General features: G+C 66.9%; 26 protein-coding genes. 20 read left to right on the top strand and 6 right to left on the bottom strand.

What is annotated here, in order from left to right; translation table 11 throughout:
- Nucleotides 1-39: 39 nt before the first annotated feature.
- The 3 genes from IPG61_16855 to IPG61_16845 all read left to right on the top strand — a co-directional run bounded on the left by IPG61_16855 (nucleotide 40) and on the right by IPG61_16845 (nucleotide 2,267).
- Nucleotides 40-324 (top strand): hypothetical protein, encoded by a 285-nt coding sequence (locus tag IPG61_16855; protein MBK6735710.1) that lies wholly within the window; start codon nucleotides 40-42, stop codon nucleotides 322-324.
- Complete coding sequence (locus tag IPG61_16850; protein MBK6735709.1) at nucleotides 321-1,358, top strand: hypothetical protein; 1,038 nt, start codon at nucleotides 321-323, stop codon at nucleotides 1,356-1,358. Before IPG61_16855 ends, IPG61_16850 begins: the two co-directional genes overlap by 4 nt.
- Nucleotides 1,359-1,496: 138 nt before the next feature.
- Nucleotides 1,497-2,267, top strand: coding sequence for a hypothetical protein (locus IPG61_16845; GenBank protein MBK6735708.1), 771 nt, complete (start codon nucleotides 1,497-1,499; stop codon nucleotides 2,265-2,267).
- A gap of 42 nt (nucleotides 2,268-2,309) precedes the next feature.
- On the opposite strand, the gene IPG61_16840 is transcribed toward IPG61_16845, so the two are convergent.
- Nucleotides 2,310-2,999 (bottom strand): response regulator transcription factor, encoded by a 690-nt coding sequence (locus IPG61_16840; GenBank protein MBK6735707.1) that lies wholly within the window; start codon nucleotides 2,997-2,999, stop codon nucleotides 2,310-2,312.
- The gene (locus tag IPG61_16835) at nucleotides 2,999-4,471 is read right to left on the bottom strand and encodes a HAMP domain-containing histidine kinase (GenBank protein MBK6735706.1); all 1,473 of its coding nucleotides are present in this window, start codon (nucleotides 4,469-4,471) and stop codon (nucleotides 2,999-3,001) included. Before IPG61_16835 ends, IPG61_16840 begins: the two co-directional genes overlap by 1 nt.
- A 173-nt stretch (nucleotides 4,472-4,644) precedes the next feature.
- Between IPG61_16835 and IPG61_16830 the strand changes: the two genes are divergently transcribed.
- The 14 genes from IPG61_16830 (at nucleotide 4,645) to IPG61_16765 (ending at nucleotide 17,630) form a co-directional block, all read left to right on the top strand.
- The gene (locus tag IPG61_16830; protein ID MBK6735705.1) at nucleotides 4,645-5,388 is read left to right on the top strand and encodes a hypothetical protein; all 744 of its coding nucleotides are present in this window, start codon (nucleotides 4,645-4,647) and stop codon (nucleotides 5,386-5,388) included.
- Between the two features lie 80 nt (nucleotides 5,389-5,468).
- Nucleotides 5,469-5,876: a hypothetical protein gene (locus tag IPG61_16825; protein MBK6735704.1), complete on the top strand. Its 408-nt coding sequence runs from the start codon at nucleotides 5,469-5,471 to the stop codon at nucleotides 5,874-5,876.
- A 57-nt stretch (nucleotides 5,877-5,933) separates the two neighbouring features.
- A complete protein-coding gene (locus tag IPG61_16820; GenBank protein ID MBK6735703.1) occupies nucleotides 5,934-6,641 on the top strand; it encodes an RluA family pseudouridine synthase in 708 nt (235 codons plus the stop codon).
- A 137-nt stretch (nucleotides 6,642-6,778) separates the two neighbouring features.
- Nucleotides 6,779-8,044: an ATP-binding protein gene (locus IPG61_16815; protein MBK6735702.1), complete on the top strand. Its 1,266-nt coding sequence runs from the start codon at nucleotides 6,779-6,781 to the stop codon at nucleotides 8,042-8,044.
- A gap of 54 nt (nucleotides 8,045-8,098) precedes the next feature.
- Entirely contained in the window at nucleotides 8,099-9,430 is a 1,332-nt protein-coding gene (locus IPG61_16810; protein ID MBK6735701.1) for an alpha-amylase family protein, read from the top strand.
- Nucleotides 9,431-9,468: 38 nt separating this feature from the next.
- A complete protein-coding gene (locus IPG61_16805; protein MBK6735700.1) occupies nucleotides 9,469-9,969 on the top strand; it encodes a GNAT family N-acetyltransferase in 501 nt (166 codons plus the stop codon).
- 106 nt (nucleotides 9,970-10,075) lie between these two features.
- Nucleotides 10,076-10,774, top strand: coding sequence for a hypothetical protein (locus tag IPG61_16800; GenBank protein ID MBK6735699.1), 699 nt, complete (start codon nucleotides 10,076-10,078; stop codon nucleotides 10,772-10,774).
- A gap of 306 nt (nucleotides 10,775-11,080) precedes the next feature.
- Nucleotides 11,081-11,827 (top strand): hypothetical protein, encoded by a 747-nt coding sequence (locus IPG61_16795; protein ID MBK6735698.1) that lies wholly within the window; start codon nucleotides 11,081-11,083, stop codon nucleotides 11,825-11,827.
- A 127-nt stretch (nucleotides 11,828-11,954) separates the two neighbouring features.
- Nucleotides 11,955-13,340: a hypothetical protein gene (locus IPG61_16790; GenBank protein MBK6735697.1), complete on the top strand. Its 1,386-nt coding sequence runs from the start codon at nucleotides 11,955-11,957 to the stop codon at nucleotides 13,338-13,340.
- A gap of 129 nt (nucleotides 13,341-13,469) precedes the next feature.
- The gene (locus IPG61_16785) at nucleotides 13,470-14,102 is read left to right on the top strand and encodes a hypothetical protein (GenBank protein MBK6735696.1); all 633 of its coding nucleotides are present in this window, start codon (nucleotides 13,470-13,472) and stop codon (nucleotides 14,100-14,102) included.
- Between the two features lie 14 nt (nucleotides 14,103-14,116).
- Nucleotides 14,117-15,463 carry a hypothetical protein gene (locus tag IPG61_16780; protein ID MBK6735695.1) on the top strand — a complete coding sequence of 449 codons (1,347 nt, stop codon included), beginning with the start codon at nucleotides 14,117-14,119 and terminating at the stop codon, nucleotides 15,461-15,463.
- A gap of 39 nt (nucleotides 15,464-15,502) precedes the next feature.
- A complete protein-coding gene (locus tag IPG61_16775) occupies nucleotides 15,503-16,462 on the top strand; it encodes a polyphosphate kinase 2 family protein (protein MBK6735694.1) in 960 nt (319 codons plus the stop codon).
- 8 nt (nucleotides 16,463-16,470) lie between these two features.
- Entirely contained in the window at nucleotides 16,471-17,277 is an 807-nt protein-coding gene (locus IPG61_16770; protein ID MBK6735693.1) for a metallophosphoesterase, read from the top strand.
- A gap of 152 nt (nucleotides 17,278-17,429) precedes the next feature.
- Entirely contained in the window at nucleotides 17,430-17,630 is a 201-nt protein-coding gene (locus IPG61_16765) for a PspC domain-containing protein (GenBank protein MBK6735692.1), read from the top strand.
- Between the two features lie 140 nt (nucleotides 17,631-17,770).
- Here IPG61_16765 and IPG61_16760 read toward each other — a convergent pair whose 3' ends face one another.
- Nucleotides 17,771-18,358 (bottom strand): DUF1579 domain-containing protein, encoded by a 588-nt coding sequence (locus IPG61_16760; GenBank protein ID MBK6735691.1) that lies wholly within the window; start codon nucleotides 18,356-18,358, stop codon nucleotides 17,771-17,773.
- 273 nt (nucleotides 18,359-18,631) lie between these two features.
- Between IPG61_16760 and IPG61_16755 the strand changes: the two genes are divergently transcribed.
- Complete coding sequence (locus tag IPG61_16755) at nucleotides 18,632-19,384, top strand: hypothetical protein (protein MBK6735690.1); 753 nt, start codon at nucleotides 18,632-18,634, stop codon at nucleotides 19,382-19,384.
- Between the two features lie 9 nt (nucleotides 19,385-19,393).
- Here the strand turns inward: IPG61_16755 and IPG61_16750 are convergent, their stop codons facing one another.
- The 3 genes from IPG61_16750 to IPG61_16740 all read right to left on the bottom strand — a co-directional run bounded on the left by IPG61_16750 (nucleotide 19,394) and on the right by IPG61_16740 (nucleotide 22,563).
- Nucleotides 19,394-20,677 (bottom strand): hypothetical protein, encoded by a 1,284-nt coding sequence (locus IPG61_16750; GenBank protein ID MBK6735689.1) that lies wholly within the window; start codon nucleotides 20,675-20,677, stop codon nucleotides 19,394-19,396.
- A 324-nt stretch (nucleotides 20,678-21,001) separates the two neighbouring features.
- Nucleotides 21,002-21,952 carry an FG-GAP repeat protein gene (locus tag IPG61_16745; protein ID MBK6735688.1) on the bottom strand — a complete coding sequence of 317 codons (951 nt, stop codon included), beginning with the start codon at nucleotides 21,950-21,952 and terminating at the stop codon, nucleotides 21,002-21,004.
- Nucleotides 21,949-22,563 carry an FG-GAP repeat protein gene (locus IPG61_16740; GenBank protein MBK6735687.1) on the bottom strand — a complete coding sequence of 205 codons (615 nt, stop codon included), beginning with the start codon at nucleotides 22,561-22,563 and terminating at the stop codon, nucleotides 21,949-21,951. Before IPG61_16740 ends, IPG61_16745 begins: the two co-directional genes overlap by 4 nt.
- Nucleotides 22,564-22,746: 183 nt before the next feature.
- Here IPG61_16740 and IPG61_16735 point away from each other — a divergent pair, with 183 nt between their 5' ends.
- Nucleotides 22,747-25,080, top strand: a complete 2,334-nt coding sequence (locus IPG61_16735) for a serine/threonine protein kinase (GenBank protein ID MBK6735686.1) — start codon at nucleotides 22,747-22,749, stop codon at nucleotides 25,078-25,080.
- Nucleotides 25,077-25,730 (top strand): sigma-70 family RNA polymerase sigma factor, encoded by a 654-nt coding sequence (locus IPG61_16730; protein MBK6735685.1) that lies wholly within the window; start codon nucleotides 25,077-25,079, stop codon nucleotides 25,728-25,730. The genes IPG61_16735 and IPG61_16730 overlap by 4 nt, the downstream gene beginning before the upstream one ends.
- Nucleotides 25,731-25,897 lie beyond the last annotated feature (167 nt).

Here is a 25,897-nt window from a genome sequence, read left to right as displayed (position 1 = left end):
GCACGCGATTCCACATCGGCGCTGCCAGGAGGGGTCTTCATGTTCCCGAGGAAGTTTGCCGCGATGCCGCTGCTGCTGGTGATCGCCTGCCTGGGCGGCTGTGGCGACGACGAAGGCGGCACGCACGGGCCGGGGGCAACCTATACGGTCGGCGGCCGGCTCTCCGGTCTCGCGATCGGCGACAGCATCACGCTCCGGAACAACGGCGCCGATGACCTGACGCTCACCGCGAACGGGGGCTTACGTTCGGTGTCGCCATCGCGGACGGTGAGACCTATGACGTCACCGTGCTGGCGTCGCCCCCCGATCATGGGTGCACCGTGACCCACGGAGCGGGCGCGATCCACGCGGCGAATGTCGACGACATCGCGATCGCCTGCACGCTCACGCCGCGCGGGCTCTTCTCGCCGGCGGCAAGCCTCAGTACGGCGCGCGTCGGGCACAGCGCCACGCTGCTGCCGAATGGCAAGGTCCTCGTGGTGGGCGGGTACGGAGTTGCCGCCGCGAGCGCCGAGTTGTATGACCCGGGCACGAACTCCTGGGCTCCCGCATCGAACCTCATCACGCCGCGGAGCTATCACTCCGCCACACTGCTGGACAACGGCCTGGTGCTGGTGGCGGGCGGGTATGACGGCGTCGGCGGCTTCTACACTGCCAGTGCGGAACTGTACGACCCGGTCAACAACACATGGTCCCCGGCCGGGAGCATGAACCGGTCGCACGGCACGCATCCGTCGACGCGTCTCCTGGACGGCAGGGTGCTGGTGATGGGCGGCCAGGGCGGTGGTGCCGAGTACGCCGAGGTCTACGACCCCGGAACCAACACCTGGTCACTGACGGGGACTCCGGCGGCGGGGCGCGTCGGACATACCCTGACCTTGCTCGCCAACGGGAAGGTGCTGGTGGCGGGCGGCTGGTATGGTGGTCCGCTCGGAAGCGCCGAGCTCTACGATCCGCAGACCAACGCGTGGTCGCCGGCCGGCAACCTCACGCTGGCCCACTATGAACACACCGCCACCCTGCTTGCCACCGGACAGGTCCTCGTGGCCGGGGGCTGGTACAACATGAATCCCACCGCGAATGCCGAGCTGTATGACCCGGGCACCAATGCGTGGACACCGGCGACGAACATGGCGACCGGGCTCACCCTCCACACCGCGACGGTGCTTGCCGACGGCAGGGTATTGATCGTGGGGGGAGTCGCGGAGATCTACGACGTGGACACCGGCACCTGGTCCATGACCGGAAGCCCGTTGGTCGCACGCATGTACCAGACTGTAACCCTGCTCGCCAACACGAAGGTGCTGGTGGTCGGCGGTAACGGCAACGGTGTCGAACAGGCGACCGCCGAATTGTAATGGTGACATCGCGCGTTCCGCAGCGGACAGACACCTGATCTTCCTGCTGTCGGTTGCCTGTCCACTGTTGTATTTTCAGGGTGATTCGCGGCCCCGGCCCCACCACCGCCGGTCACCACTCCGGAAATGGAACCCACCTTGAGATCCAAGCCGAGTTTCCAGGCGAATGTGTTGTCGCTGTGCCTGATGCTGACGCTGTCAACCGCCGCTGCCGTCGCTGTGGCCGGCGGTCCCGACTCCGGCGTCTACCTTGGAGGCGGGCCCATCGCCACGTGGGTGAACGGCACCGGAACCTGGGATGTCTACGAATTCGAGATCGGCCGCCCGCTGGCGACCGAGGGCGCCGGTGCCGTCGGCCTGGCCTGGACCGACCAGATCCTGCTGGGACTCAAGCCCGTGGTCGGTTACCGCATCAATCCTGCCCTGGCCGTGCAGGTGGGCTACGGGGTGAACATCACGAAGTCGTCGCAGCAGAGTTACGGCGAGACGTCCGGCACCTTGTACTACGAGCAGGGGATGAAGGTGGAATGGAAGCAGCGGGACCTGGAGATCCTGGGCGTCTTCCAGTCCGGGGAGAACCTGAAGCTCGCGCTCTTCGGCGGCCTGGACCTGGTCAGCGTCACGACCGACATCCTGCTCTACGAGGGAACGGAGTACGAGGATTCCATCGGCGACCTGATCTCCGTGGTCGACTCGCAGAACCACACCGACAAGCTGTCCACCACCGGGATCGTCGTTGGGGCGGGTGTGGAGATACCCTCCGATAACGAAAAGACCGAGGTGTTCGTGTCGGCCCAGTACTTGTGGGCCAAAACCGATGAGACCTTCTTCGGTACCGAGAGCTTCAATGTGGACGTGGGAGGGGTGTCGTTCATGGCCGGGGTACGGTGGTTCCCGTTCGGGAAGTGATCGGGATGCCTGCTCGCCGGCGAATCTTCTCGCCCGCTTCCCTCAATCGCGGACGGTCAATTTCAGGCCGCGCCCGTGGACGGCGCGGATCTCGACGTTCGGATCATCCGCCAACAGCTTCCGCAGGCGCGAGACGAAGACATCCATGCTGCGGCCGGCATGATACGTGTCGTCACCCCAGAGCAGCGTCAGGGCCTGGGCGCGCGGGACGATCTGACCCCGATGCTCCGCCAGCAACTGCAACAGCCCCGCTTCGCGGTCGGTCAGTGAGCGCACATCGCGGCCGAACGTCAGCGTCCGCCGATCGGGATCGAACGTGAACGCGCCCACCGGAACAGGCCCGGCCGCGGTGTCGGCCGGCCGACCGGTGCGCCGCAGCACGGCCTCGATGCGCAGCACCAGTTCCTCCATGCTGAAGGGCTTGGTGATGTAGTCGTCGGCGCCCAGGCGCAGCCCGGTCAGGCGATCGGCGGTCAGTGAGCGGGCGGTCAGGAATATCAGCGGCTGGTGCGGTTGCTTTTCGAGGACGACGCGCGCGAACGCGAAGCCGTCCACCGCCGGCATCATCACGTCGACGAGACACAGTTCGAACGTGGCGACGGCGAACGCGTCCAGCCCCAGACGGCCGTCGCGGCACAACGTGACCGCGAATCCGCGGCTCTCCAGCGATTCCTGGATGATCAGGCCCAGATTCGGATCGTCTTCCAACAGCAGTATGCGGCGCCGGTCAATCATGCCGGATCCTCCGGGTCCGCCAGCGGAAGGCGGATGGTCACCCGTGTGCCCCCGCCGGGGTTCTCGTCGAGGGCGACGCGCCCGCCGTGGGCGCTGACCAGCAGGCGCACGATGCTCAGGCCCAGACCGAAGCCCTTGACGTCGTGCCGGTCGCCGGTGGGGCAGCGGTAGTAGGGCTCGAAGACGCGCTCGCGATCGCCGCGCGCCACGCCCAGGCCGCGGTCGGCCACGGCGAGCTCCAGTTCGTGGCCCTGAATGGTGGTCGTCACCCGGATGTCCGGTGCCTGCGGCGAATACTTGAGCGCGTTGTCCAGCAGATTGTTCAGCACGCTGGCCAGGTGGTGGCGATCGCCCGTCAGCGGCACGGCCTGGCCGGTCAGCGCCCACTCCAGCCTGCCCCGGCGCGCTTCGACCTGGAGGACGAAGGCGGCGCAGATCTCACGCACCAGTTCGTTGCCGTCAAGTGGGGCGCGGTTCAACTCGACGTCGCCGCCCTCGAGTCTGGCCACCTGCAGGATCATGTCCACCTGCCGGCCCAGCCGGTCGGTCTCCTCGCGGATCATGCCGTTGTAACGGACCATCGCGGCCGGCTCGGGCCCGCGGCCGATGGCTTCACTGGCCAGAGAGATCGTCGACAGGGGCGTCTTGAACTCGTGCGTCATGTTGTTGACGAAGCCGACCACCTGCCGCGCGAAGCGCTGCTGCTCGCGCAACGCCGCCACCGTGCGGGCGAAGCCGATCACGACGACCGTCAGCAGCACCAGCGAAGCGCCCAGCAGCGGAGCGATCTGGCGCAGCACGAACGCGTCCTCGTTGCGGAAGCCCAACACCAGGTCGAAGCGGGGGCCGAAGCGATCCAGGGGAAACAGGCGGGCGCGGAAACGCGAGGACCTGAGCGACACGTCGGCCGGTCCGAACGCCGCCACCGAGTCGCCGTCGGCAGAAAGCACCGCGAATCTGGGCTCGAGGTCGATTCCCGCCGCCCGGAGTTCGGCCGTCAGCACCGAGTCCAGGTTGACCTGGGCAAGCCGCAACGCCACCGGCGGCGGCTGCAGATCGACGAGTTCGCCCACGACGTGCCGTATCAGCCGTGCGCGGTCGCCCTCGATGGTCAGCGTGATATTCATCGCGTGCGCGCTGTCCGGACGGTCGACCCAGGTGGCGTCCCGTGAGTACATCACGATCAGGGAGTCGCCGGTGACCGGGGTGCCGTTCGACCGGTGTACGATCGGCGGCGCGGCGTCGCGACCTGTCGTCCGCGACATCAGGTCGTCGGCCCGGTGGGCGATTTCGGCAACTTCGACCTGCTGCACGGCGCGGACCAGCGCCGACAGGACGTTGCGCTCGAGGGCTTTCTCCTTCTGGCGCCACGCATCGTGCAGCAGCGGGCCCTGGACGGCCATCAGGCCGACCAGGGCACCGGACAACAGGCCTACGGTCAGGCCCAACCTGCGTCGCGAGAGCATCATGGTTTCATGATAACCGATGGGCAGCCGCCGGTCGCGGTCGCCGAAGGTCCTTAACCTGAATTAACATCTGTTAACCCGCGCCCGGGCAACCGACGGGCTATCGTTTCCGTTGTACCGCCGTTGCCATGCCGCCGGCACCGGCGGCATCCAGTCCCCAGCAGGGAGAATAGCCCATGTCTTCGTTCAAGTCGTTCCTGTGCCTGGCCGGTCTCCTGGCGGTGGTTGCCGTCCAGCCGGTGTCTGCGGCTTCCACCTGGGGCCTTGTCGAGTCGAGCGAAAACGGGGTTCCGGTGTTGATGAACCCGGCGATCCCGCGCGACGGCGCCGGCATCGTGTCCGCCGTCCAGCAGTGGCGGCTGGGGGCCGACGAGACGAACGACCCCCTCCTGGGCCTGCCCAAGGACGCGATCGTCGACGGCCAGGGCAACACCTACCTGCTCGATTCGGTGCTCAGTACCGTGTTCGTGATCTCGCCCTCGGGTGACATCGTGCGCCAGATCGGCAAGGAGGGCGATGGCCCCGGCGAGTTCCGCAACGCCAGCCAGCTGGTCTTCATGCCCGACGGTTCGCTGGGCGTCCTGGAGATGATGCCCGGACAGATCGTGTGCCTGGCTCCGGGCGGCGATCCGCGGCCCGGCTTCCACCCCGGCGGCGACGGCCACACCGGCATGCAGCACCTCCAGAGAGTGGCGGTGGATGGCGACCAGGTGATCCTCGGCGGCATCCGCACGAGCGTCGACAGTGCGGGCGCCACGGTCAACCATTCGCTGGTCCGACATGGCGCCGACGGTTCAAAGGCCGTGGTGGTGCGCGAGCGGAAGGAAGTCCAGGCCGGCGGCCGCGTTTCCATCAAGCTCGACTCTTCCCGCGCCCGTTCGAATACCGGCTCGAGTACTACGACAGCCGGGGAAAGCTGACGCGGATCGTCGGCCGTACCTATGAGACGCTCCGCCGTTCCGACGAGCAGCTCGCCGCCGCCCGCAAGCAGGCCGAAGCCATGAGCGCGCGCTTCTCCGGCGTCCAGATGGCCGTCGAAGAGCGGGCCCGGGACATTTCCGCGGTCTTCCCGCGCCCCGACGGCTCGCTGTGGGTGGCCAGCAGCCAGGGCTCCCGCGCCCGTGCCAAGGGTTCGCTCGGCGTCTTCGACGTCATCGACCCGGCCGGCCGCTTCGTGCGGACGGTGCGCATCGACGGCGTGGACTACGATGACGCCCGGGACGACTTCACGATCGTCGGGGACCGGCTCTACGTGTTCAAGGAGGCCCTCAAGGCGCCGTCGAGCGTCAGCACGAGCGGCGGGGCGGGAATGACGATCATGATGATCCAGGGTGGCTCGGATGTGGACGAGGACGACGATGGCGAGGCCCGTCCCTTCGAAGTGGTCTGCTACAGCCTGGGAGCCTGAGGGCGGCGGCGGCATGCGCGTCCACAGTAGTTGAACACGGCTGCGCGGACGTATACGATGCCTGCCATGAACCGCAGGCCAACAGCACCCAATCGCCACCCCATCAGGGGCCTCCGGATCCTCCACGAGGATCCGGACCTCCTCGTGGTCTGCAAGGAACCCGGCCTGCTCACGACGAGCTACGACGGCGACCGGAACGCCACCGCCGAACGACTGCTCACCAACTACCTGCGCAAGGGAAGCAACCGGGCGTGGATCCGCGCCTACACCGTCCACCGGCTCGACCGCGAAACCTCGGGCCTGCTCATCTTCGCGAAGAGCGCGGCCGTGCAGCAGCACCTGAAGGGGAACTGGAAGGACGTCGAGAAGCACTACACTGCGGTGGTGCACGGATGTCTCGCCGAGAAGAGCGGGACGTTCGCCAGCTACCTGGCCGAAAATGCGGACCAGTTCGTCTATTCCACCCCCGACGAAGCCAAGGGCAAGTGGTCCGAGACACTCTATAGGGTGATCAGGGAAACGCCCCGCTTCAGCCTGCTCGACATCACGCTCCTGACCGGGCGGAAGAACCAGATCCGCGTCCATCTCGCCGAGGCCGGGCATCCCGTGGCCGGCGATGCGAAGTACGGGAAGAAGGGCGACCGTGTCGCGCGGATGGCGCTGCACGCCCGGACGCTTTCGTTCCCGCATCCGCATGATGGGCGGCTGATGACGTTCGAGGCGGAGGTGCCGGAGGCGATCCTGGGGTTGGTAGCTCCAGGGTAGGGCATACTCGACATTGGATGGTAAAATATTGTAAAACAATATGTTGCGGACAGTAGATGGCGATTGGACGAGCATAAAATGACGATTGGACGCAATTAAGTTTGCAATTGGACGAGAACAGGTCGACAATGAGACGCATGGACACAACCGGCCACCATCCCCGACTGGTCCGATCCCGCCTGCGCGAGGCCCTCGCCGATTCCCCGGTGGTGCTGCTGCACGGGCCCCGCCAATGTGGCAAGACCACACTGGCACGAAGCTTTGGCGCGGACGATGGTCGCCGGTACCTGACCCTTGATGACCCCGCGACGTTCCTGGCTGTGCAGGCGGACCCTGCCGGCTTCGTGCTCGACCTCGAAGGCCCGGTCACGATCGACGAGGTCCAGCGGGTCCCGCAGTTGTTCCTCGCCATCAAGCAGTCGGTTGATCGCGATCGACGGTCCGGACGCTTCCTGCTGACGGGCTCGGCAAATGCGCTCTTTGTTCCGAGCGTGGCCGATTCCCTCGCCGGCCGGATGCAGATCGTTCGTCTCCATCCCCTGAGCGAAGTAGAGATCGCTCATCGTCAGCCGACGTTCCTCGATAGGATCTTCGCTGCCGACTTCAAGGTGGCCCAAGGCGAACGGCTTGGACCGAAGGTGGCCGATCTCATTGTCCGGGGCGGATTCCCCGAGGCGGTACGGCGGGACACCGAACGCGGTCGGCGGGCTTGGGTCCGCGACTATCTGGAAGCGATAGTCCAGCGGGATGTCCGTGACCTCGCCCGCATCCAGAGGCTCGACATCCTGCCCCGCCTGCTGGAACTGGCCGCAGGCCAGACGGCCCGCCTGGTCAATGTGAGCGAGATCTCCGGGCCTTTCGGCGTCAGCCGCACGACAGTGCGGGACTACTTGACCCTGTTGCGTCATGTGTTTCTCGTGGAAGAGCTGCCGGCCTGGCATGCCAATCGACTGAAGCGCCTGGTCAAGACACCTAAACTCCACATGACCGACACGGGCCTGGCGTGCGCGCTGCTCGGCGTCGAGGCCGACGACCTGATCCGCGATCGCACGCTGTTGGGGCAACTGCTCGAGACATTCGTCGTCCAGGAACTCCGCCGCCAGGCCAGCGGGTGGGAACACGACTTGCGCTTTTCCCACTACCGGGACAAGGATCAGCAGGAAGTCGACATAGTCCTGGAGCGAGGCCCCGGCCGGATCGTCGGTATCGAGGTCAAAGCCGCGGCGACACTTCGCGATGCCGATCGTCGCGGACTTGAGCGACTGCGCGACGCAAGCGGCAAACGCTTCCGTTGCGGAGTTCTGCTCTACGACGGAGAATCAATGGTCCCTCTGGGTGACCGTATCTACGCAGTTCCTCTCGGCGTGGTGTGGGGCGACCTGACACCGTCGCCGGTCGACTGATTCGGCCTCGGCGGCACTACAGTTTCTGTTGGTCATGAACCGGGAGTTGAAACAGTGCGCGACGTCATCCTTCACGCCTTCAACTGGAGCTACGCCGACATCCTCGACAACATCGAGCATATCCGGCACGCCGGCTACGGGGCCATCCTGATTCCGCCGCCGCTCTACTCCGATCCCGACGGGCAGGAATGGTGGCAGCGCTACCAGCCGAAGGACTACCGCGTGCTGCTGTCGTACCTGGGCGGCAAGAAGGAACTCGCGGCGCTCATCGCGGCCTGCCATGGCCGTGAGCCGAAGATCTGCGTGTATGCCGACCTGGTGCTCAACCACATGGCCAACGAGGCCCGCGACGACCGCTTCGACTTTCCCGGTCGGGCTGAACTGGAGCGCTATCGCCGGCAGCCTGACGTCTACGGGGAAAATCGCCTGTACGGCGACCTCGGCACGGGGCTGTTCACGGCGCTCGACTTCAACCATGCCGGCGAGATCGAGGGCGGGGAATGGGCCGATCGCGAGGCGGTGCAACTCCAGAACCTGTCGGGACTGCCCGACCTGCGGGACTCCGCGTGGGTGCTGGAGCAGCAGCGCCTGCTGGTGGACGCGATGGTCGGCATGGGCTTCGACGGTTTTCGCGTCGATGCCATCAAGCACATCACCGAGCGCATGATCGACAACATCGCCGATCGTCCGGAAGTGCGGAACAAGTTCTGGTTCGGCGAGGTGCTGGCAGGCAGCGATCAGGACGAGCGCGTGTTCCTCGGTCCGTTCCTGCGCGAGACCTGGATGTCGGCCTACGACTTTCCGCTCTTCGCGACCATCCGGGAGGCGTTCAGCCCCGGCGGTTCCCTGCGCGCGCTGACGAGTCCAGCGAACGACGGCAACGCCCTGCCGTGGGATCGCGCCGTGACCTTCGTCGTGAACCACGACATCCCCCACAACGAGGTGTTCCGGCCCTGGCTGCTCGACCGCCAGGATGAGCACCTGGCCCACGCGTTCATCCTCGGTCGCGATGGCGGGGTGCCTCTGGTCTATTCCGACCACAACGAGTCACCCCACGCGGCGGATCGGGACCGGTGGCTCGACGCCTGGAAGCGGCCGGACCTGGCGGCCATGGTGCGTTTCCACAACGCGGTGCACGGCACGTCGATGGACGTGCTCCACGTGAGCGACACGCTGCTGGTCTTCCGGCGCGGGGAGCGGGGCATCGTGGCCATCAACAAGGCCGGCTTCGGCCAGTGGGCGGAGTTCGGCACCTGGGGACTGGGGAATCCCGGCGCCTACAGGGAGCTCATCCAGGGGCATGTGATGCAGATGTCCGGCGACCGGTTCGGGCTGTTCGTCCCGGCGCGGACGGCGCATGTGTGGCTGGCAAGCGAGGTCGCGTGAAAGCATTGATTCTGACGCATCGTCTTGAGATCTCGCGCATGGCCGCGGCTGATGCCGCTGAGGTCTTTGCGTATCGGTGCCTGCCTGAAGTGCGACGCTTCCAGTCTTTCGAGCCCCGTTCGCTGGCCGACGTCGAGCAGTTCATCGCCGGCACGCAATCGGTCAAGTTCGGCGATCCGGGGCCCTGGTGCCAGCTCGCGATCCGGTTGCGCGCCGAGGGCCTGCTGATCGGTGACCTTGGCGTGCGCGTCACGGCGGAGGATCCCCGGCAGGTCGAGATCGGCTTCACACTCGCGCCAGCGTATCAGGGCCGTGGCTATGCGACCGAGGCGGTGTCCGGACTGATCGGCCATCTGTTGGGTCCGCTGGCCAAGCACCGCGTATTCGCCTCGGCGGATCCGCGCAATGCCCGATCGCTCGCGCTCCTCGAGCGCGTCGGGATGCGGCGGGAGGCGCATTTCCACGAGAGTCTGTGGTTCAAGGGCGAGTGGGTCGATGACGTTGTCTACGCGATCCTGGAGTCTTTGCCGCCGAAGTAGACGGGTCCTGTTCGCTGCGGCAACACCGGACATGCAGACATTGGATCGACAATCTGGTATCATGTATGCGATCGGTGCCGCGTCAAATTGGAAACGAAGAAGGTCGATGATGCGCAACGCTGCCCGCTTGTTTCTCGCTGCCTTTACCGGCGTGGCCCTGGCCGGTGCCTCCCCGGCCAAGGCCGATCCGCCGGCGGGAACCACCGTCCTGATGACCGCCGCCTGTGCCGGTGATGACGTGCTCCTGTCCATCGACTTCACCGTGACGGCAGGGCCGCCCGCCGGTTTCGTCGGCTGGGTCGTCGATCGCGAGATGATCGGCCTGTGCGCCCCTGACGCGCAAGTGACGGATGTGCTGCCCTGGCCTGCCCTCGGCCAGACGCACCTCGACCTGTCGGTCACCCCGGACAATGCCTGGTTCGATGCGCTCTACCGGATTCTGGCTGTCGATGTCGACGGCAACCGGACCGTCATCGCGTGGCAGCAGCGACAGCACTACGCCCACGCCGAATGCCTGCCCGGGCCCACGGTCGTCGGCCGCTTCGTCGAGATTGCCGGCACCCTCTATTTCGAGAGCTGCACCGAGATGTGCTGGCCGGAGCTCTCGTGGTTCGCCAGCACCTATCCGCCCGGCGCGGCAGCGTTGGCGGGCACGGGGCAGGTCATGGCGCTCTACGGGGAGCTTCTGGCGGGCATGGAAGGTCCCTACATCAACGCTTCCCGCATGGAGCCGAGTTACCTGCCTTGCGATGCGGTTTCGGAGCAGTCCACGACCTGGGGCGGGGTGAAGGCGACTTACCGCTGACCTCATCGGCCATCGACCTCGTTCTGTCTCCCTCGCTCGGATGCCGCTGCACTTGTGCCGGCGCAAGTATCACGGTTTCGGGACAATTGCCGCGGCGCCGGTGCCGGCACGCGCCCAGCGGCGCACCGGGGCGCCGCCCGGTATCGAATTTGTTCAATATTGACTTATTGTCCGCATTCAGCGTAGAGTAATGCTGTCGGGGATGAGCACGCTCGGGGGCAGGGAGGCGGCTCGCGCCGTCGTTTTTTTACCTGGTCCCGTGTGCATGGTTCCGATTCACAGGCCCACAACTGAGGAGAACTTCCCATGAACATGTTTGCGAACGTGTCCCGTTTGACGTGCGCGGCGCTGGCGCTCGCGCTCCTGGCCGGCCCCGCGGCGGCTGCCGAGATCGCCGAGCCCGTGCTGGGCCTCCAGGACCAGCCGGTGATCAGCCTGAGCGGCGACCTCGGCGCTTCGAGCGCCCTGGTGACGAACGTCGTCTACGACTCGACCAACCAGGTCGTTTCCGCGGCGACCTCGAGCCCCGACATGAGCGCCCTTTATGGCGAGCAGATGATGCTGGCCGGTGGTATCGGCGAGGATGTCAGCGCCGTGAAGTTCGCGGTCTTCTGCTCCAATTCGTCGACGGGCCCGCTGGTCTCGGCCACCGAGACGATCCGTTTCTACGACCTGGCCAACGCCGGCGCCTATGTCGGCGGCTTCACTGTCGGCCTGGGTGCGCTGGGCATGGGCTTCTACTCGATCTACACGACGACGGACATCGAGAACGTCGTGCTGATCACCCTGCCGTCGGCCGATATCTTCATCACGCAGCAGCTGAGCAACGTTGTCGGCGCCACCCGCCTGGGTACGGTGCTGAGCTACGCGAACGCCCCGGCTGTGGGCACGACCAACAATGGCTTCTACGCGGCCAATTCCGCGCAGGCCGCCGGCTGGTACGTTATCACGGGCCAGACCTTCAGCAACCCGCACTACAAGGTGGAGACGGTGCAGTCGACCGTGCCGACCGAGTCGCAGAGCTGGGGTTCGCTCAAGGCCGAGTACCGGTAGGCGCATTCGCAGATGAGTGTTCGTGGCGCGCGGCCGGCTCCCGGGTTTGGGGGCCGGCCGGCGTTCCATGGGGGCGGGCGCGGGAGCGCACGCCTGACCCAGGGATCCAAGGGAAAGGGACTGGAACATGCGCCTGGTGGCTGGGATTGCGGAACTGCGCATGAGCCTGCTGGTCAGCGGCATCCTGGCCGTTGCGCCGCACCCGGCTCGCCCTGCAACCGCCGCCGCCGACCTGCCGGATACCGTGGTGGCCCAGCTGGCCGATGGCACGCGCATCGAGTCCATCACGGTTGCTGACGTGCGCGCCGCGGCGCAGCGGCGTGGGCTCGCCGCAAGCGACCTCTCGCCGGCAAAGGTGCGCGAACTGCTTGGCACGCAACTGGACCGGCGCGCCCTGCGCCTGGCCACCGCCGCCGAACCCCTGGCCTGGACGCCCGAGGACAGCGCGCAACACCGCGGCGTGGGCCATCAACTCGCCTTCGAGGCCGCCCTGGACTCCGCGTACACGGTCGAACGCGCGCGCCGCGCCGCGCTGGGCGACACGGTGACCCATCCGGCCGTGCTGGGCGCGGCCATGCGCGACCTGGAACTGGCCCGCAACGCCCCGGTCTGGGACGACGCCGTGGTGGGGCGCCTTGCCGAAGCCTTCGCCGCCTTGCCGGCACCGTCGGCACAGGACGACCTGGTGCAGCGCGCGCGCAAAATGACACGCTTTCCTGCGATTGCCGCCGCGGACTCCGACGCCGTCATCGCCACGCACGCGGGAAGCCCGTTCCGGGTTCGCGACCTGCTGGGGGAGTGGCGGCTCCTGCGCGCGCTCGACCGGCCGCACCTGGCGGATGAGCGGCAGGTCAGGGACTTCATCGGTACGGCCCTGTACCAGCGGCTGCTGCGGGCGCAGGCGCGCCCGGCGGACGCACCGGCCAGGCCTGCCGACGCGCGGGTGTTGCGCGACCAGGCCGAGGGATTCGCCGCCACGGCCTGGGCCGTGCGGCATGTGTTCTCGCAGGTGCCGCGCGACTCGTTGACGCTGCGCCGCGAGTATGACCGCGATCCGTCACGCTGGGACCTGCCGGCCCGTGCGGAGATCGTGCGGCGGCACCTGTCCACGCGCGAGGATGCGGAGAGACTGGCCGCGCGGTTGCGCACGCGTGCGGGGGCGGACAGCCTGGCTGCGCACGACCGCGCCCAGCCGGAACGGGTGCCCGACCTGGTTGACGAACGGGGCGACCGCGCCTTGACGGAACGCTCCCTGGCCGCCGGTGACTTCGGGGTGGTGGGGCCCGACTCGCTGGCCGCTTCGGTCTGGCGCGTGACGTTGGTGCTGGAGGCGTTGCCGCGGCGTTCACGAACATTGGACGAAGCGCGCAGCGCCGTCGATCGCGCGTGGTTCGACGCCGAGAGTGAACGACGCCTGCGCGCGGCGCTCGACGGGCTGCGGCGGCAGTACGGCGAACGGGTCAACGAGGCGGCGTTGGCGCTGGTTGCAGGCGGCGGCCGGGGGCGCGATTGACGTTCGGCTCGGAGATGACGTATGCTTACGCGTTCATGGGGGCGTTGCGGGGCCGTGGAACGGGGAAAGTGCTTTGATAGCAGCCATATCTCCGGTCATCTCGGCGCCGAACAGCTGAGGAGGCTGGAAATGATTCGTCGTTTGCTTATGATCATGGCGTTGTTGATCGTCGCGATTCCCGCTGTCGCCAATGAGCCCCTGATATTGCAAGTGCCGGCTCGGCACGGGGAAGTGCGCTCGATGCTTCTCTGGCCGCCCAGCCTGACGGTGCCCCACCTTTCGATCTCCTTCCTGTTCGGCGCCCAGGGCCCGGTCACGCAACCGTACCCTCTCATAGTGCAATTGGATAACCTTTGGTGCGAGCCGGAGGGGCCGGCAGTTGGCATCTCGTTGCCTTATCTCACCGGGCGTACTCGGTCGCCTCACCTCGTGTTCGCCGAACCCGCCGGACAGGTGACCGGCCCCACGGACGCGGACGGCATGACTGCTGTGGCCCTGCCCCTGCGCGGCGGCGGCCACGGCACCGCGGCCGATTCCGAGCTCTCGGCTCCGGACGTCACCTGCGAGCTCACCCTTGATGGGGGGTTGATGTTCAACAGCCCCGATCTCAACGGCGACCTGGCGGTGGATCTCACCGACGTGGCCCTGTTCGCGCAGGACTACTTCGGGCCGTACAACTACCGGTCCGATCTTTACTGGGATGGCCGGGTGGGCCTGAACGACCTCGTGTACATCGCCATCGCGCTGGAGGCGAATCGGTAGCGGGGAGGGCGATCGTGAACCATCGAATCGGTGTCTGTGGCGCCTTGCTGGCCATCGTCGTTCTCCTGGCTTGCGGCGGATGCGGACACGAGGGCTCCGTGGCGCCGCCGCCCGACCCGGTCTCCACCGATACAGCCTCCGCATACGGGCAGCACGGGCGCCGGCTGGTTCCCGGCGCCGTTGCGTTCGCCGTCGCATCGGACGTTGTCGTCCCGTCGCGCATCCACGTGCGCTGGGAGATCGCGGACCGGCTGCAGTTCCCGCCCGATCCCATCGATTCCGTCGTGGTGGCCATCAACTACGACGAGGCCGCCGACGAGAAGAACTGGCGGACGACCACCCGCGTGCTGGGCTCGTTCCCGCGCAGCGCGCGTATCGGTGCCGCCATCTTCGAGGCCGGCCATCCCGACATCGTTCCGGGCCGCACCGGCTGGATCACCGTGGTGCCGCGCCATGTGTCGGGGAGCTACGGGGCCATCGAGCGCAGCGTGAACCATCGCATCACCGACGGCTTCTTCATCGACGGCCTTGTCATCACGGACCGGGGTGGAGTGGCTGCGGGCGTCGAGGTGACCATCCCGGCCCACGGGCTGTCCACGTTGACAGCCCCTGACGGCCGGTTCCGCTTCGGGCCGCTATCCGATGAAAGCGCTTTCATCCTGCAGACGAACACGCCGGACGATGCCTCCGGGGCGACGGAGACGGGTGCCTGGTTCGATTTCACGACGGCGCCCATCGGCGTCGGCGAGCCGCCGGTGACGATCTGCCTCGTCGACCGGACCGAAATGCTGGATCCGTTCGCCGACAACTACATCGTCGCGCTCGGCAGCGTCACGAAGTGGTTCTGGGCCGGGCCGTTCATGCGGTGGGACCACTATCCGCTCACCGTCTTCGTTCCTGACGGCTCGAACGCGGTCGGGACCATCGATCTGGGCAGCCTCGCGCGCCTGCAGGTGGCCCACATGAACGGGCTGATGGGCGGCGACGCCTGGGTGGCCGTCGCGGACAGCAACGATGCCGATGTCCGGTTCAGTTTCGAGGTGCTCAGCGGGTTCAACGGCCTGGCCCGACTGAACACGCACCTGCCGCGATCCCAGCGCGACTGGGGCTACGACGCGCCGCAGCGGATGATCCTTGCCATCAATGTGAGCCTGGCCAACGCGACGCTGGCCGCCGGCGTCATCAACCACGAGCTGGGGCATTCATTGTACATGGCGGGTCACGCGCTCGGCCACACGCAGCTGATGATGAACGGCGGCTGGGGCGAGCCCACCGCAGACGACCTACGCATGTTCCGCAGCATCATGACGATCCCGATCGGCACGCCGTTCCAGGGTTATGAATGGGTGTCGGTGCGATGAAGCGGGCCTGCATTACCTGATCAGGAAGTGCTGAACGCCATGGACAACGAACGCTTGCATCCCGACCAGAGGATCCGCCTTTCCGTGGGCGGCAAGGACGATGTCGAGCTGGGCCTTCGCCGCCTGATGGTGCCGCCGGGTACGCGCGTGTCCCTGCGCGCCGATTTCGATCCGGACTTCACCGCCGGCCTGCGCAACAAGGAGGCCGCGCTGGCGCGCGTCGCGGCGAACGTGCAGCGCCTGTCCGATCTCCAGGAGAAGCTCTACGCCCAGGACGCGTACGCCCTGCTCATCATCTTCCAGGCCATGGATGCGGCGGGCAAGGACGGTGTGATCCGCCATGTCATGTCGGGCGTCAATCCACAGGGATGCCAGGTCACCAGCTTCAAGGTCCCGTCGGACGAGGAACTCGATCACGACTATCTCTGGCGGGCCTCGCGGGCATTGCCGGCGCGGGGGATGATCGGCATCTTCAACCGGTCGTACTACGAGGAGATGCTGGTCGTCCGCGTGCACCCCGAGCTGCTCGCGCGGCAGCGTCTTCCCCGTGCGGTGGCGGGCGACGGCATCTGGGACCGGCGGTTCGACGAGATCACATCCTTCGAGCAGTACCTGTCGCAGAATGGCATCGTCGTGCTCAAGTTCTTCCTCAACGTCTCGAAGGAAGAGCAGCGCGAGCGCTTCCTGGCGCGTATCGACGAACCCGACAAGAACTGGAAGTTCTCGATCGGAGACTACCGCGAGCGCTCCTTCTGGGATGACTACCAGCAGGCATACGAGGAGATGCTGAACCGGACCAGTTCGAAGGCAGCGCCGTGGTTCGTGATCCCGGCGGACCACAAGTGGTTCGCGCGGCTGGCGGTCTCCGAGGTGATCTGCGCCGCGCTCGAGAAGCTGCCGCTGCGCTACCCGGAAACGAGCGATGAGCGCCGCCGGGAACTGAAGGCGATTCGCGAGGCTCTCGAGAAGGAAGCGCCGGGCGCTGGTTCCAAAAAGTAGTGTGCCGCATGAAATCCCTGGCCTGGCTCACCGATATCCACCTGAACTTCCTGCGCCCGCCGGCCATGGGGGTGTTTCTCAACATGCTTGCGGGCACCGAGGCCGATGCGTTTGTAATCAGTGGTGACATCGCCGAGGCTCCTGGCGTTGACGGCCACCTGCGCGACATCGTGGCCCGCGTGGAGCGCCCGGTCTATTTCGTCCTCGGCAATCACGACTTCTATCGCGGTTCCATCGCCGGTGTTCGTGCGAAGATCCGCGCACTGTGTGCCGTGACCCCGAACCTGCACTGGATGCCCGATGCGGGCGTCGTGCCGTTCACCGACGAGACATGCCTGGTCGGTCACGACGGGTGGGGTGACGGACGGCTGGGCAACTACCACGGCACCGACGTGCTGCTGAACGACTTCGACCTGATCGGCGAGTTCGGCGGCTTCCATGAAGATCCGGATGAGCGTCTTGCGAAGCTGAACGCTCTTGGCGACGAGGCCGCCGCTCACCTTCGTTCCGTGCTGCCGGATGCGCTGGCGCGGTTCCGGCACATGGTTGTGGTGACCCACGTGCCGCCGTTCCGCGAGTCGTGCTGGCATGAGGGCGGGTTCTCCGACGACAACTGGCTGCCGTTCTTCAGCTGTCAGGCGGTCGGGTCAGCGTTGCTCGAGGCGATGTCGGCACGGCCGGATCGGGAGATGACGGTCTTGTGCGGGCACACGCACGGGAGCGGTGAGGCGCAGATTCTCCCGAACCTGCGAGTGTTGACCGGTGGGGCGCAGTACGGGCATCCGGTGATAATGGATGTGCTCGGGTTCTCGTAGGCTGTTGGCGACGCACTTGCGCCGGCGTGATTTCCGTCCGCGCCGCCGCTTTCCACGGCCGACTGGATTCCGCCGCGGTGCAGGCATCGAATAATTCCGCCGAATCTCGGGTATAGGCGCCGTTGCCCGCAACATTGCCGAAGGAGAAACACATGACGCCTGCAACGTCGCAAGTCCGCCGGTCCCACGACAAGATGATCGCTGGAGTCTGCGGTGGCCTTGCCGAGCGGCTCGGCTGGTCGCCGAGTCGGTTCCGCCTTGCGTACGTCATTCTATCGATCTGCAGCGTCGCGTTCCCCGGGATCCTTGTGTATGCGGTGCTCTGGTTCGTGATGCCTTCGCCGGAGAACTAGCCATGGACGGGCAGTGTGCACGTCGGAATATCGCCCATATCGTGGTGGGGACTGCTGCCCCGCCAAACTTGCGCCGGCGCAACGGTCACGAACACTGTCGCGATTGAAAAGTACCGCTCCGGAGCCGGGAACTGCAGGATCTACGGCGCCACCGCCCCACCCGCGGGCCACTCCGTATCACCCAACCGTCGCAGCGTCATCCCGAAGAACTCGACCGGCTCCTGTCCAGGCGCCTGGCGCGTGCCCACCTCGGTCCAGACGCCGTCCTTCACCACGGCCGTGTAGCGGATGGTCATGGGGCCGGCCGCAATCTCCCACTGGAAGCCGTCGGCGGTGACCGTGACGGGGAAGTCGCCCGCGTTGCCCATCGCGTGCGAGCGCATGGAGTATGCACTCTTGGCGACATCGAACGAGATGACCGCGAATGCGTTGAATGCCAGCGTGCCGTCCGCCTCGTAGCCGCGCCCTTCGATCACGCGCACGGCGCCGTCCAGCATCGAGCCTACGCGCTCGGTCTGGGTCAGGCTGTGCCGGCTGCCGTCCGGGGCCGCCATCCAGGCGTCACCGCGCCAGGTGCCGTCCAGCATCGCGAGCTTCGTCATCGCTCCGCGCTGTGCGGCCAGCAGCTTCTCGGGGTCGGGGCGGCCCGGCTGGGCCAGTGCGGTCGAGGTGATCGCCAGGACCAGGGCGAGGACCGTCAGGCTGGCAGGGCGGCTGAATCGGGACATGAGTGGCACTCCCTACGGCTGTGTTGGACGGTGCGTCGCGGCTTCGACAGTGCCGAACCGCCCGTGTGGCTCGACCCGCACAGCGTAACGTGCCATGCATGGCGCGCCAATTGGAATTCGCCATGCGGTCCGCCGCATCCGTGGCTTGGCCGCAATTGATGTGACGTGTTCGATCGGTGGCCGCATTGACGGGAAGAGCCGGGGCGTGCCACTATCCTCGGGGGTGCGGGGAAGAAGGGGCAGTTCTACTTTCTGTTCCCGGGAGTACGCCCGATGAGCGACGATCCCTATTTCAAGGCGCAGGATGATGCGCGCAGCGGGCGGTCGCTCTCGCCGGGCGCCGACGAGAGCACCTACTGGGCCGAACGGCAGAACGTCGAGGCCGAGCGCTCCCGGCGCGAGGCGGAACAGTCGGCGCAGCATGCGGCATCCTCGTCGTCGGCCGACCTCATCGACAGTTGGCTCCCCGCAGCGCCCGAGTCCCACGCTCTATCGCCGGAAGAAGCCCGCGCCGGCCTGATCGGCTGCGCCGTGATGCCCGTCGCCGTGGCGCTGGCGCCTGTCTACTTTGCGCTCTATCCGCTCGTGACGATCGCGGCCGTCACCGCAGGGTATCTGACATGGCGGGCCGTCGGCTCGGGCGGTGGCAGCGTGTTCATCGGTCTGCTCGTGGTCGCCGTCTTCATCATCGCCACCTGGGTCACGAGTCGCGCCGAGCATGCACTGGCGCGTTCCAGAGTATACCGCCTCGTCCGGTTGCCCCTGCGGGCGCTCGGCCTGTCGATCCTGTTCCTGAACCTGCTCACCGCGGCGGGGATCGGGCTTGCCTGCCGGCCACCGGTCGATCCCGACCGACTTGACCAGCTCGCGCCGTTGCTCGGCGCCTACTACAAATGCCTTCTGGCCCAGCCGATGGTCATCGGCATGGTACTCGGCGCCATCGCGCTGATCGTTGTTGCGGGGCGGAGCAGCGCGCTGCGCGAGCGGTGGCACCGGGGGCTGCGCGCGCTTCGCCTCCATGGATAGTGTCGCCCCTCAGTTGCTCCAGGTCGTGCTCACCCAATCGCCCGCCGCCAGCGGAGCGTTCGTCCGGTTGAAATGGTGGACCACGCAGGTCGCCACCGGCACGTTGCCGTCGAGGAACACGGCGTCCTGGTCGGTGATCGCGGCGCCGGCCGGAATGCTCCAGCCCGCCTGCCAGCCGGTCAGGCCGGTGAGATTGGGTACCTGGTAGCCGGTCGTACCGTTGGCGGCCAGCCAGCCGGACGAGACGAAGACGTCGGTGAAGTAGTCTCCATTGCCACAATACATGAAGTAGCCCTTGCCGCCCGCCATGGACAGGCCGCCGAAGACCGGATAGCAGGCGCCGCCGGCATCGACTGTCGTGACCGAGAATGTCGCGAACTCTCCGGATGGCGCGTCGGTGGTTGTGCCCGTCGCGGAGCTGAAGCAGCCCCACTTCTGCACGTGTCCACGCGAGAGTTCCACTTCGTAGCGGTAACCGCTGGCCATCGCCGTGGCCGGCAGGCTGTGAAACGCCACGGTGCCGCCGGTGATGGCATCGTAGTCGGCAAGCATCGCGTAGGTGTCGTTGGTCGTCAGGAGTCCGATGGTAGCGCTGGTGGCCGAGGCATCGCCCGTCACCTGCACGGAGGCACCGTCTTCCAGCATGATGCGCGCGGAAGCGGCAACGGAAATGTTGTGCACCGAATCGCCCTGGACGTCGATGTTTCGCTCGAGGTAGAGCCAGTTCATCAGGCGCTCTGCGCCCCAGCTGTTGTCGGAGATGGCCAGGTCGTGAAGGCCGGCCTTGACCGTGAACCAGTACGAGGCGATCGGCGTGGAACTCGAGCGACTGCGGTCCATGGCGACCATGCTCTCGCCCGGCGCGAAGTCGTAGCTGATCGCGCCGTGGAGGCTGTAGTAGCCGGTGGGTTGGGGGATCCGGGCGACAGACTTCCCGGCAAAGGAGAGCCCGGTATCCAGGTAGATGACCGCAATGGCGCCCTCGGCCACGGTGCCGTGCTGCAGGTGCAGGTCGCCGTCCGCGTAGCAGGCAAAGCCGTACCGGCCCGAGGCGTCGGTCAGGGTGGCGGTGTAGACGCCGGTCGCGGAGGGCGTCAGCACGGTCCAGGCCTTGCTGCCGTCCTGGAACGCAGCCCACTCGGCATTCGCCGCCACGGGCTGGTATGCCTGATCGAACACGTACAGCGAAACGGATCGCGACGTGGGCGGGGACGTCGAGTCGCTGCAGGCCGAGAGGACAAGGAGCGCGCAGGAAAGGGCGATGATGGAGGCGCAGGTGCGGGACCGCGGCATGGCGAACTCCCCTTGATCTGGTAGGCTCTACGGCTGCATACAAGCCGCTATTCGTGGCGATCAAGTAGATCAGAAATCGTGTAGTGCATCCACGCGATTTGAAATGGTGAATTCGAACACAGCGCCGGCGCAAGACCTGGAGCCTGGGCGCCGGGCAGGCGTCCGCTCCATCCTGCACCAGGCGGCAGAAGCAGGCGCCGCTCGGCACGGCACGGCCGCCGTCGCTGCCTGCGAATGGAATTATGTGGCACGGGTGCACTCGCGAGAGATGCGCCGGCGCAATTCTCGCGAAAATCGACGGTCATGCCGCTAATGTCCCCCATCTCATTTCATCAGCGTGATCTGCGTAGTCCGCATCGTCATTCCCGTCCGCACCGTGGCCAGGTAGAGACCCGACGGCATCGCGTCCGCGCGCCAGGTCAGGGCGTGCGCGCCTGCGTCCAGTGTGCCACGGAACAGGCTCGCCACGAGCGCTCCGCGCAGATCATGGATCAGCACTTCGACCTCGCTGCGGCTCTCGAGACTGAAGGCCAGCGTGGTGGCCGGGTTGAACGGATTCGGATGGGCCGATACAGGGCCCGCGGCTCCGGGCACGTGGCCACCAACCGCGCTGGCGCCGCCGCCCGGAGCGGGATAGACCAGCACCGCACCCTTGCCACCGATGCCGAAAGCACCGACGGCAACATGCTCGGTGGTCGCGGCAATGGAAGAGCCAAGCCACTGGTTGGTGGCCGGCGCACTGTGTGCGTAGACCTCGGTCTCGCCCCAGGCGGCGATGCCGCCCTGATCGACATCGTAGCGGTACATCTGTCCCGCCGATGCGTTGTGGCCCTGGGCTCCGACCCAGACGCTGCCACCCAGGAGGGATACAGCTGTGCCGAAGCTGTCGGAATCGGCGGCGTCGCTCGCCGTCAACTCGGCCACCTGCGACCAGCCGTTGTTCGCCTGCGTCGGGTTCTCGAACACGTATGCCGCGCCGCGTGCCAGTCCCGCGCCGTCCACGCTGGTAGCGCCGACGATAATGCGCGTGCCTTCGATGGCCACCGAGCTGCCCGCGCGCTCGTTGTCCTGCGCGCCGACGCGGAACAGCTTGCCCGCCTGGTTCCAGACGTTGGATGCATTGCGGCGGAAGACGTAGGCGCCGCCCTCGTTCTGGTAGGTGCCGGACACGCGATCCAGCAACTGGGCGCCGACAACGAGCAGGTCCCCGTCCAGTGCCACGTCGTAGCCGAAGTTCGCGTTGGTGTCGAAGATGTCGTCGACCAGTTCGGTCACCAGACCCCAGGCGCCCGGTCCGCCTTCGTCGCGATCGTAGACGTAGGCCGCGCCGTGCTGGGCACTGCCGGCCGAGGAGCGCCCACGACGATCCGGTCGCCGTCCACGTCGACTTCATGACCGTACTCGGCCACGTTCTGGATGGACGTCGGTTCGAACAGCTTGTGCACCTCGGACCACACGCCTCCCGTGCGCTCGAAGATGTAGGCGGCGCCCTGGGCATTGTTGACGCCGATGTTGGCTTCGGCGGCGCCGGCCACGAGGCGGTCGCCGGAGATTGCCACCGACCAGCCCAGCAGGTCGAACTCCGTGCCGTCGGACGCCGTCAGTTTCTGGACCTGGGACCACACGCCGCCCACCAGTTCGAAGATGTAGACGGCGCCCTGACCCGAGTTGCCGCCGATGTCCGCGAACGGGGCGCCGACCGCCAGCGTCGTGCCTTCCATCGCCACGTCCCAGCCGAAGTCGTCGGCGGCAACGCCATCGGACGAGATGACGACAGAAGTCTCGAACGTCACTGCGCCGGCCGGTCCCACGACAACGGCGAAGGTGAGCGCCAATGCCGCCCCCATCAGGGTGATGATCCGGCTTCGATGCGGCCTGGTTCCCATGGTCTGCACTCCCCTCCGGCCCGTGCCGGGTGGCTGGAACTATTTGTGTCTCCTCACGGGGTAACGCACCATCGGCGGGGAAAGCGGATCATAATAGTCGCGCAGGACTTGGTGGGAGGCTCTCGCGGCGGTACAATGGGCCGGCCCCGTAGCGGGCGAGGCTTCAGCCCTCGAGGAGTTGGCATGGATTCCGGCCGCTGGCAGACGATTGCCGCCCTTTTCGCCGAACTGAGCGAACTTCCGGTCGCCGGGCGCGACGGCCGGCTGGCGGAGCTCCGGACGGTAGATCCGGGCCTTCACGATGAACTGGTTTCCCTGCTGTCCGCCCACGACGATGTCGGATTCCTGGCGGCCCCGGCGCTCTGGGCCGCCGCCGACACCGTGTTGGAAGACCCGCTCGAGGGGACCCTGATCGGCACCTGGAGGATCGAGGCCCGGCTGGGCGCCGGCGGTATGGGCGTCGTCTACAGGGCCGTGCGCGCCGATGACCAGTTCCGCAAGGTGGTGGCCCTGAAACTGGTGCGTCGGGGCATGGACACCGAAAGTGTGCTGCGTCGATTCCGCACCGAGCGCCAGATTCTCGCCAGCCTCGACCATCCCCGCATCGCCCGCCTGTTGGACGGAGGCGCCGCTCCCGACGGGCGACCCTATCTGGTGATGGAGTTCGTCGATGGTCGGCCGCTCGACATGTGGTGCGCGGACCACGATCCTCCGCTGCGCGCGCGCCTGCAGCTGTTCCTTGCGATCTGCGAGGCCGTGCAGCATGCGCACCGCAACCTCGTGGTCCACCGCGATCTGAAGCCGGCCAACATCCTCGTGCAGGCGGATGGCCAGGCGAAGCTGCTCGACTTCGGCATCGCCAAGCTGCTTGACCCCGACGCCGCCCTCGAGACGGCGGCCGAGACATTGCCGGGTGCGCCGATCCTGACGCCCCGTTACGCGGCTCCCGAACTGCTGCGCGGCGAGCGTGCCGGCACCGGCGTCGATGTCTGGTCCCTGGGCGTGATCCTGCACGAAATGCTGACCGGCGCGCCCGCTTTCGACCTGCAGAGCCGCGAGCCGATGGTGTTGGCGCAGCAGCTGGAACAAGGGCCGCCGCCGCGCCCGAGTGCCTGCGCCACGCGTTTCGGCGGGCGTTTGCGGGGCGATGTGGACGCGATCGTGCGCACCGCCCTGCAAGTCGATCCGGTGCTGCGCTACGGATCGGTGGAAGCGCTGGCCGAGGACATCCGTCGCCATCTGGACGGCGAGCCCATCGCCGCGCGTCCCGGTTCGCCGGGCTATCGCGCCTCGCGCTTTGTCCGGCGTCACGCCGTGGCGGTGGGCGCAGCTTCGGCGGTATTCATCGTTGCACTGGCAGCGGCCGTGATTATGGCCGGGCAGGCAGCGCGCATCGGTCGGCAGGCGCAGGAAGTGACCCTGCAGCGCGATCGTGCCGAGCGTGTGACCGGGCTGCTTGTCGACATGTTCGACGTTTCGGATCCGCTGCTGGCCCGCGGCGCGCGGGGTGACACCATGCGCGTGCGCGAGTTCCTGCTCGGCAGCCGTGACGCCATGCTGGATCGGTTGGAGGAGCAGCCACTCCTGCAGGCGGACATGATGCATATGTACGGCAGGTTGTTCGGCAACCTGGGCGAAGCGGACGAATCGCTGGTCCTGGTCACGCGGGCACTGGAGGCGCGGCGGCTTCTGCTCGGTCCGGATCATCCGGATGTCGCCCGCAGCCTGGATTACCTGGCGACGCTGCACCAGGGACACGGTGCCTACGCGCGCGCCGAAACGCTGTTCACCGAGGCGTTGCAACTGCGCCGACGTGCGTTGGGCGAGGAGCACGTGGAGACGGCCGAGAGCCTCAACAACCTGGGCGTGCTCTATGATTCCCAGGGGATGTACGAGAAGGGCAGGCCCCTTGTCGAAGAGGGCCTGCGCCTGCGCGAAAAATTGCTGGGGCCGCGGGATCTCGAGGTGGCCCAGAGCCTGAACAATGTGGCGGCTGCGGCCTGGGGCCAGGGCGAAGCGGCCGTGGCCGACTCGCTCTACCGTCGGGCGCTGGACATCCGCCGCGCGGCGCTTGGTTTGCGGCATCCCTATGTGGCCAACATTCTGAACAACCTGGGCCGCGTCCTGCGCGACCGCGGCGATCTGGCCGGGGCCGAAGCCATGTTCAGCGAGGCCGTATCGATCTGGGAAGAGACGCTTGGACGCGAGCACGCCCATGTGTCGGCAGGGTACTACCACCTGGGCCTGGTGGCCGAGGGCCGCGGCGATCTGGTCCGCTCCGTGGAATGCCTGCGGCAATCGCTCACCATCGATCGCGGCGCGCTGCCGGCCGATCATCCCTATATCGGCGACGGCGCCTACGAACTGGGGCGCGTGCTGATGGCGGCCGGTCGGAACAGCGAGGCCCTGCCCCTGCTGCGGGAAGCCCATGATATCCGGGCGATCGCCGGATTGGACACGCTGGAAGTACAAGTGCTGCTGGATGAACTGGCCGCGCGCGCTCGGAGTGCGTCATGAACCGAAACGACCTCACGTCGTTGCTGCTCTCGGCCGAGGCGGGCGATCCGGGCGCTCTCGATCAGGCGCTGCCCCTGATCTATGACGAACTGCAGGACCTCGCCCGCCGCCACCTGGTCCGCGAGCGGCCCGGTCACACCCTGACGCCGACAGCGCTCGTGCACGAGGCTTACCTGAAGCTGGTGGACCAGACCCGGATCCACTGGCAGGGACGCGGCCAGTTCCTGGGCGTGGCGTCATTGGCCATGCGCCGCATCCTGGTCAATCACGCCCGGGACCGCAAGCGACTCAAGCGCGGGGGCGACGCACCGCGCCTGGCCCTGACCCAAGGTCTGGATGTGGCCGCGCCTGCCGCCGATGACGATGACTTCATCCTCAGTCTCGACGCCCTGCTGGTCCGCCTGGTTGACTTCGATCCACGCGCCGCGCGCGTCGTCGAGTGCCGATACTTCGCCGGTCTGGACGTTGAGGAGACCGCGGTGGCGCTCGGCATCGGCCCCGCCACCGTCAAGCGCGACTGGGCGCTGGCCCGAGCCTGGCTGCAGCGGGAACTGGAGGGGGCCGGCCTGCGTGATCCCGGGGACGTTCGGGAACCGCGCCGGCGGATTCGGTGTATCTCCCCCTTTGCTGCCTTCTTCCTAAAGGAATGACCAAGTGATCTTTCGATCAGTCATCAAGGCGGCCTGTCGCGAGCGGTATCCAGCCGCTGACGCACGGATGTCTTTCGGCGGAAAACGGCCGGTACCGGATCTACACCGTGCGGCCGGGCACGTATCCGCCGCAGGACTTTCCCGCTCACGTGCACGCAGCCATCAAG

Source organism: bacterium, assembly GCA_016703265.1.
Classification (GTDB): Bacteria; Krumholzibacteriota; Krumholzibacteriia; order LZORAL124-64-63; family LZORAL124-64-63; genus CAINDZ01.
This window is presented reverse-complemented; position numbering and strand designations above follow the sequence as displayed.

Bases quoted from the DNA above. Each gene is read 5' to 3' on its own strand.
- IPG61_16855 (MBK6735710.1), top strand. From the start codon at position 40: ATGTTCCCGAGGAAGTTTGCCGCGATGCCGCTGCTGCTGGTGATCGCC.
- IPG61_16835 (MBK6735706.1), bottom strand. From the start codon at position 4,471: ATGATGCTCTCGCGACGCAGGTTGGGCCTGACCGTAGGCCTGTTGTCC.
- IPG61_16830 (MBK6735705.1), top strand. From the start codon at position 4,645: ATGTCTTCGTTCAAGTCGTTCCTGTGCCTGGCCGGTCTCCTGGCGGTG.
- IPG61_16825 (MBK6735704.1), top strand. From the start codon at position 5,469: ATGAGCGCGCGCTTCTCCGGCGTCCAGATGGCCGTCGAAGAGCGGGCC.
- IPG61_16820 (MBK6735703.1), top strand. From the start codon at position 5,934: ATGCCTGCCATGAACCGCAGGCCAACAGCACCCAATCGCCACCCCATC.
- IPG61_16815 (MBK6735702.1), top strand. From the start codon at position 6,779: ATGGACACAACCGGCCACCATCCCCGACTGGTCCGATCCCGCCTGCGC.
- IPG61_16805 (MBK6735700.1), top strand. From the start codon at position 9,469: ATGGCCGCGGCTGATGCCGCTGAGGTCTTTGCGTATCGGTGCCTGCCT.
- IPG61_16800 (MBK6735699.1), top strand. From the start codon at position 10,076: ATGATGCGCAACGCTGCCCGCTTGTTTCTCGCTGCCTTTACCGGCGTG.
- IPG61_16795 (MBK6735698.1), top strand. From the start codon at position 11,081: ATGAACATGTTTGCGAACGTGTCCCGTTTGACGTGCGCGGCGCTGGCG.
- IPG61_16790 (MBK6735697.1), top strand. From the start codon at position 11,955: ATGCGCCTGGTGGCTGGGATTGCGGAACTGCGCATGAGCCTGCTGGTC.
- IPG61_16785 (MBK6735696.1), top strand. From the start codon at position 13,470: ATGATTCGTCGTTTGCTTATGATCATGGCGTTGTTGATCGTCGCGATT.
- IPG61_16775 (MBK6735694.1), top strand. From the start codon at position 15,503: ATGGACAACGAACGCTTGCATCCCGACCAGAGGATCCGCCTTTCCGTG.
- IPG61_16770 (MBK6735693.1), top strand. From the start codon at position 16,471: ATGAAATCCCTGGCCTGGCTCACCGATATCCACCTGAACTTCCTGCGC.
- IPG61_16765 (MBK6735692.1), top strand. From the start codon at position 17,430: ATGACGCCTGCAACGTCGCAAGTCCGCCGGTCCCACGACAAGATGATC.
- IPG61_16760 (MBK6735691.1), bottom strand. From the start codon at position 18,358: ATGTCCCGATTCAGCCGCCCTGCCAGCCTGACGGTCCTCGCCCTGGTC.
- IPG61_16755 (MBK6735690.1), top strand. From the start codon at position 18,632: ATGAGCGACGATCCCTATTTCAAGGCGCAGGATGATGCGCGCAGCGGG.
- IPG61_16750 (MBK6735689.1), bottom strand. From the start codon at position 20,677: ATGCCGCGGTCCCGCACCTGCGCCTCCATCATCGCCCTTTCCTGCGCG.
- IPG61_16740 (MBK6735687.1), bottom strand. From the start codon at position 22,563: ATGGGAACCAGGCCGCATCGAAGCCGGATCATCACCCTGATGGGGGCG.
- IPG61_16735 (MBK6735686.1), top strand. From the start codon at position 22,747: ATGGATTCCGGCCGCTGGCAGACGATTGCCGCCCTTTTCGCCGAACTG.
- IPG61_16730 (MBK6735685.1), top strand. From the start codon at position 25,077: ATGAACCGAAACGACCTCACGTCGTTGCTGCTCTCGGCCGAGGCGGGC.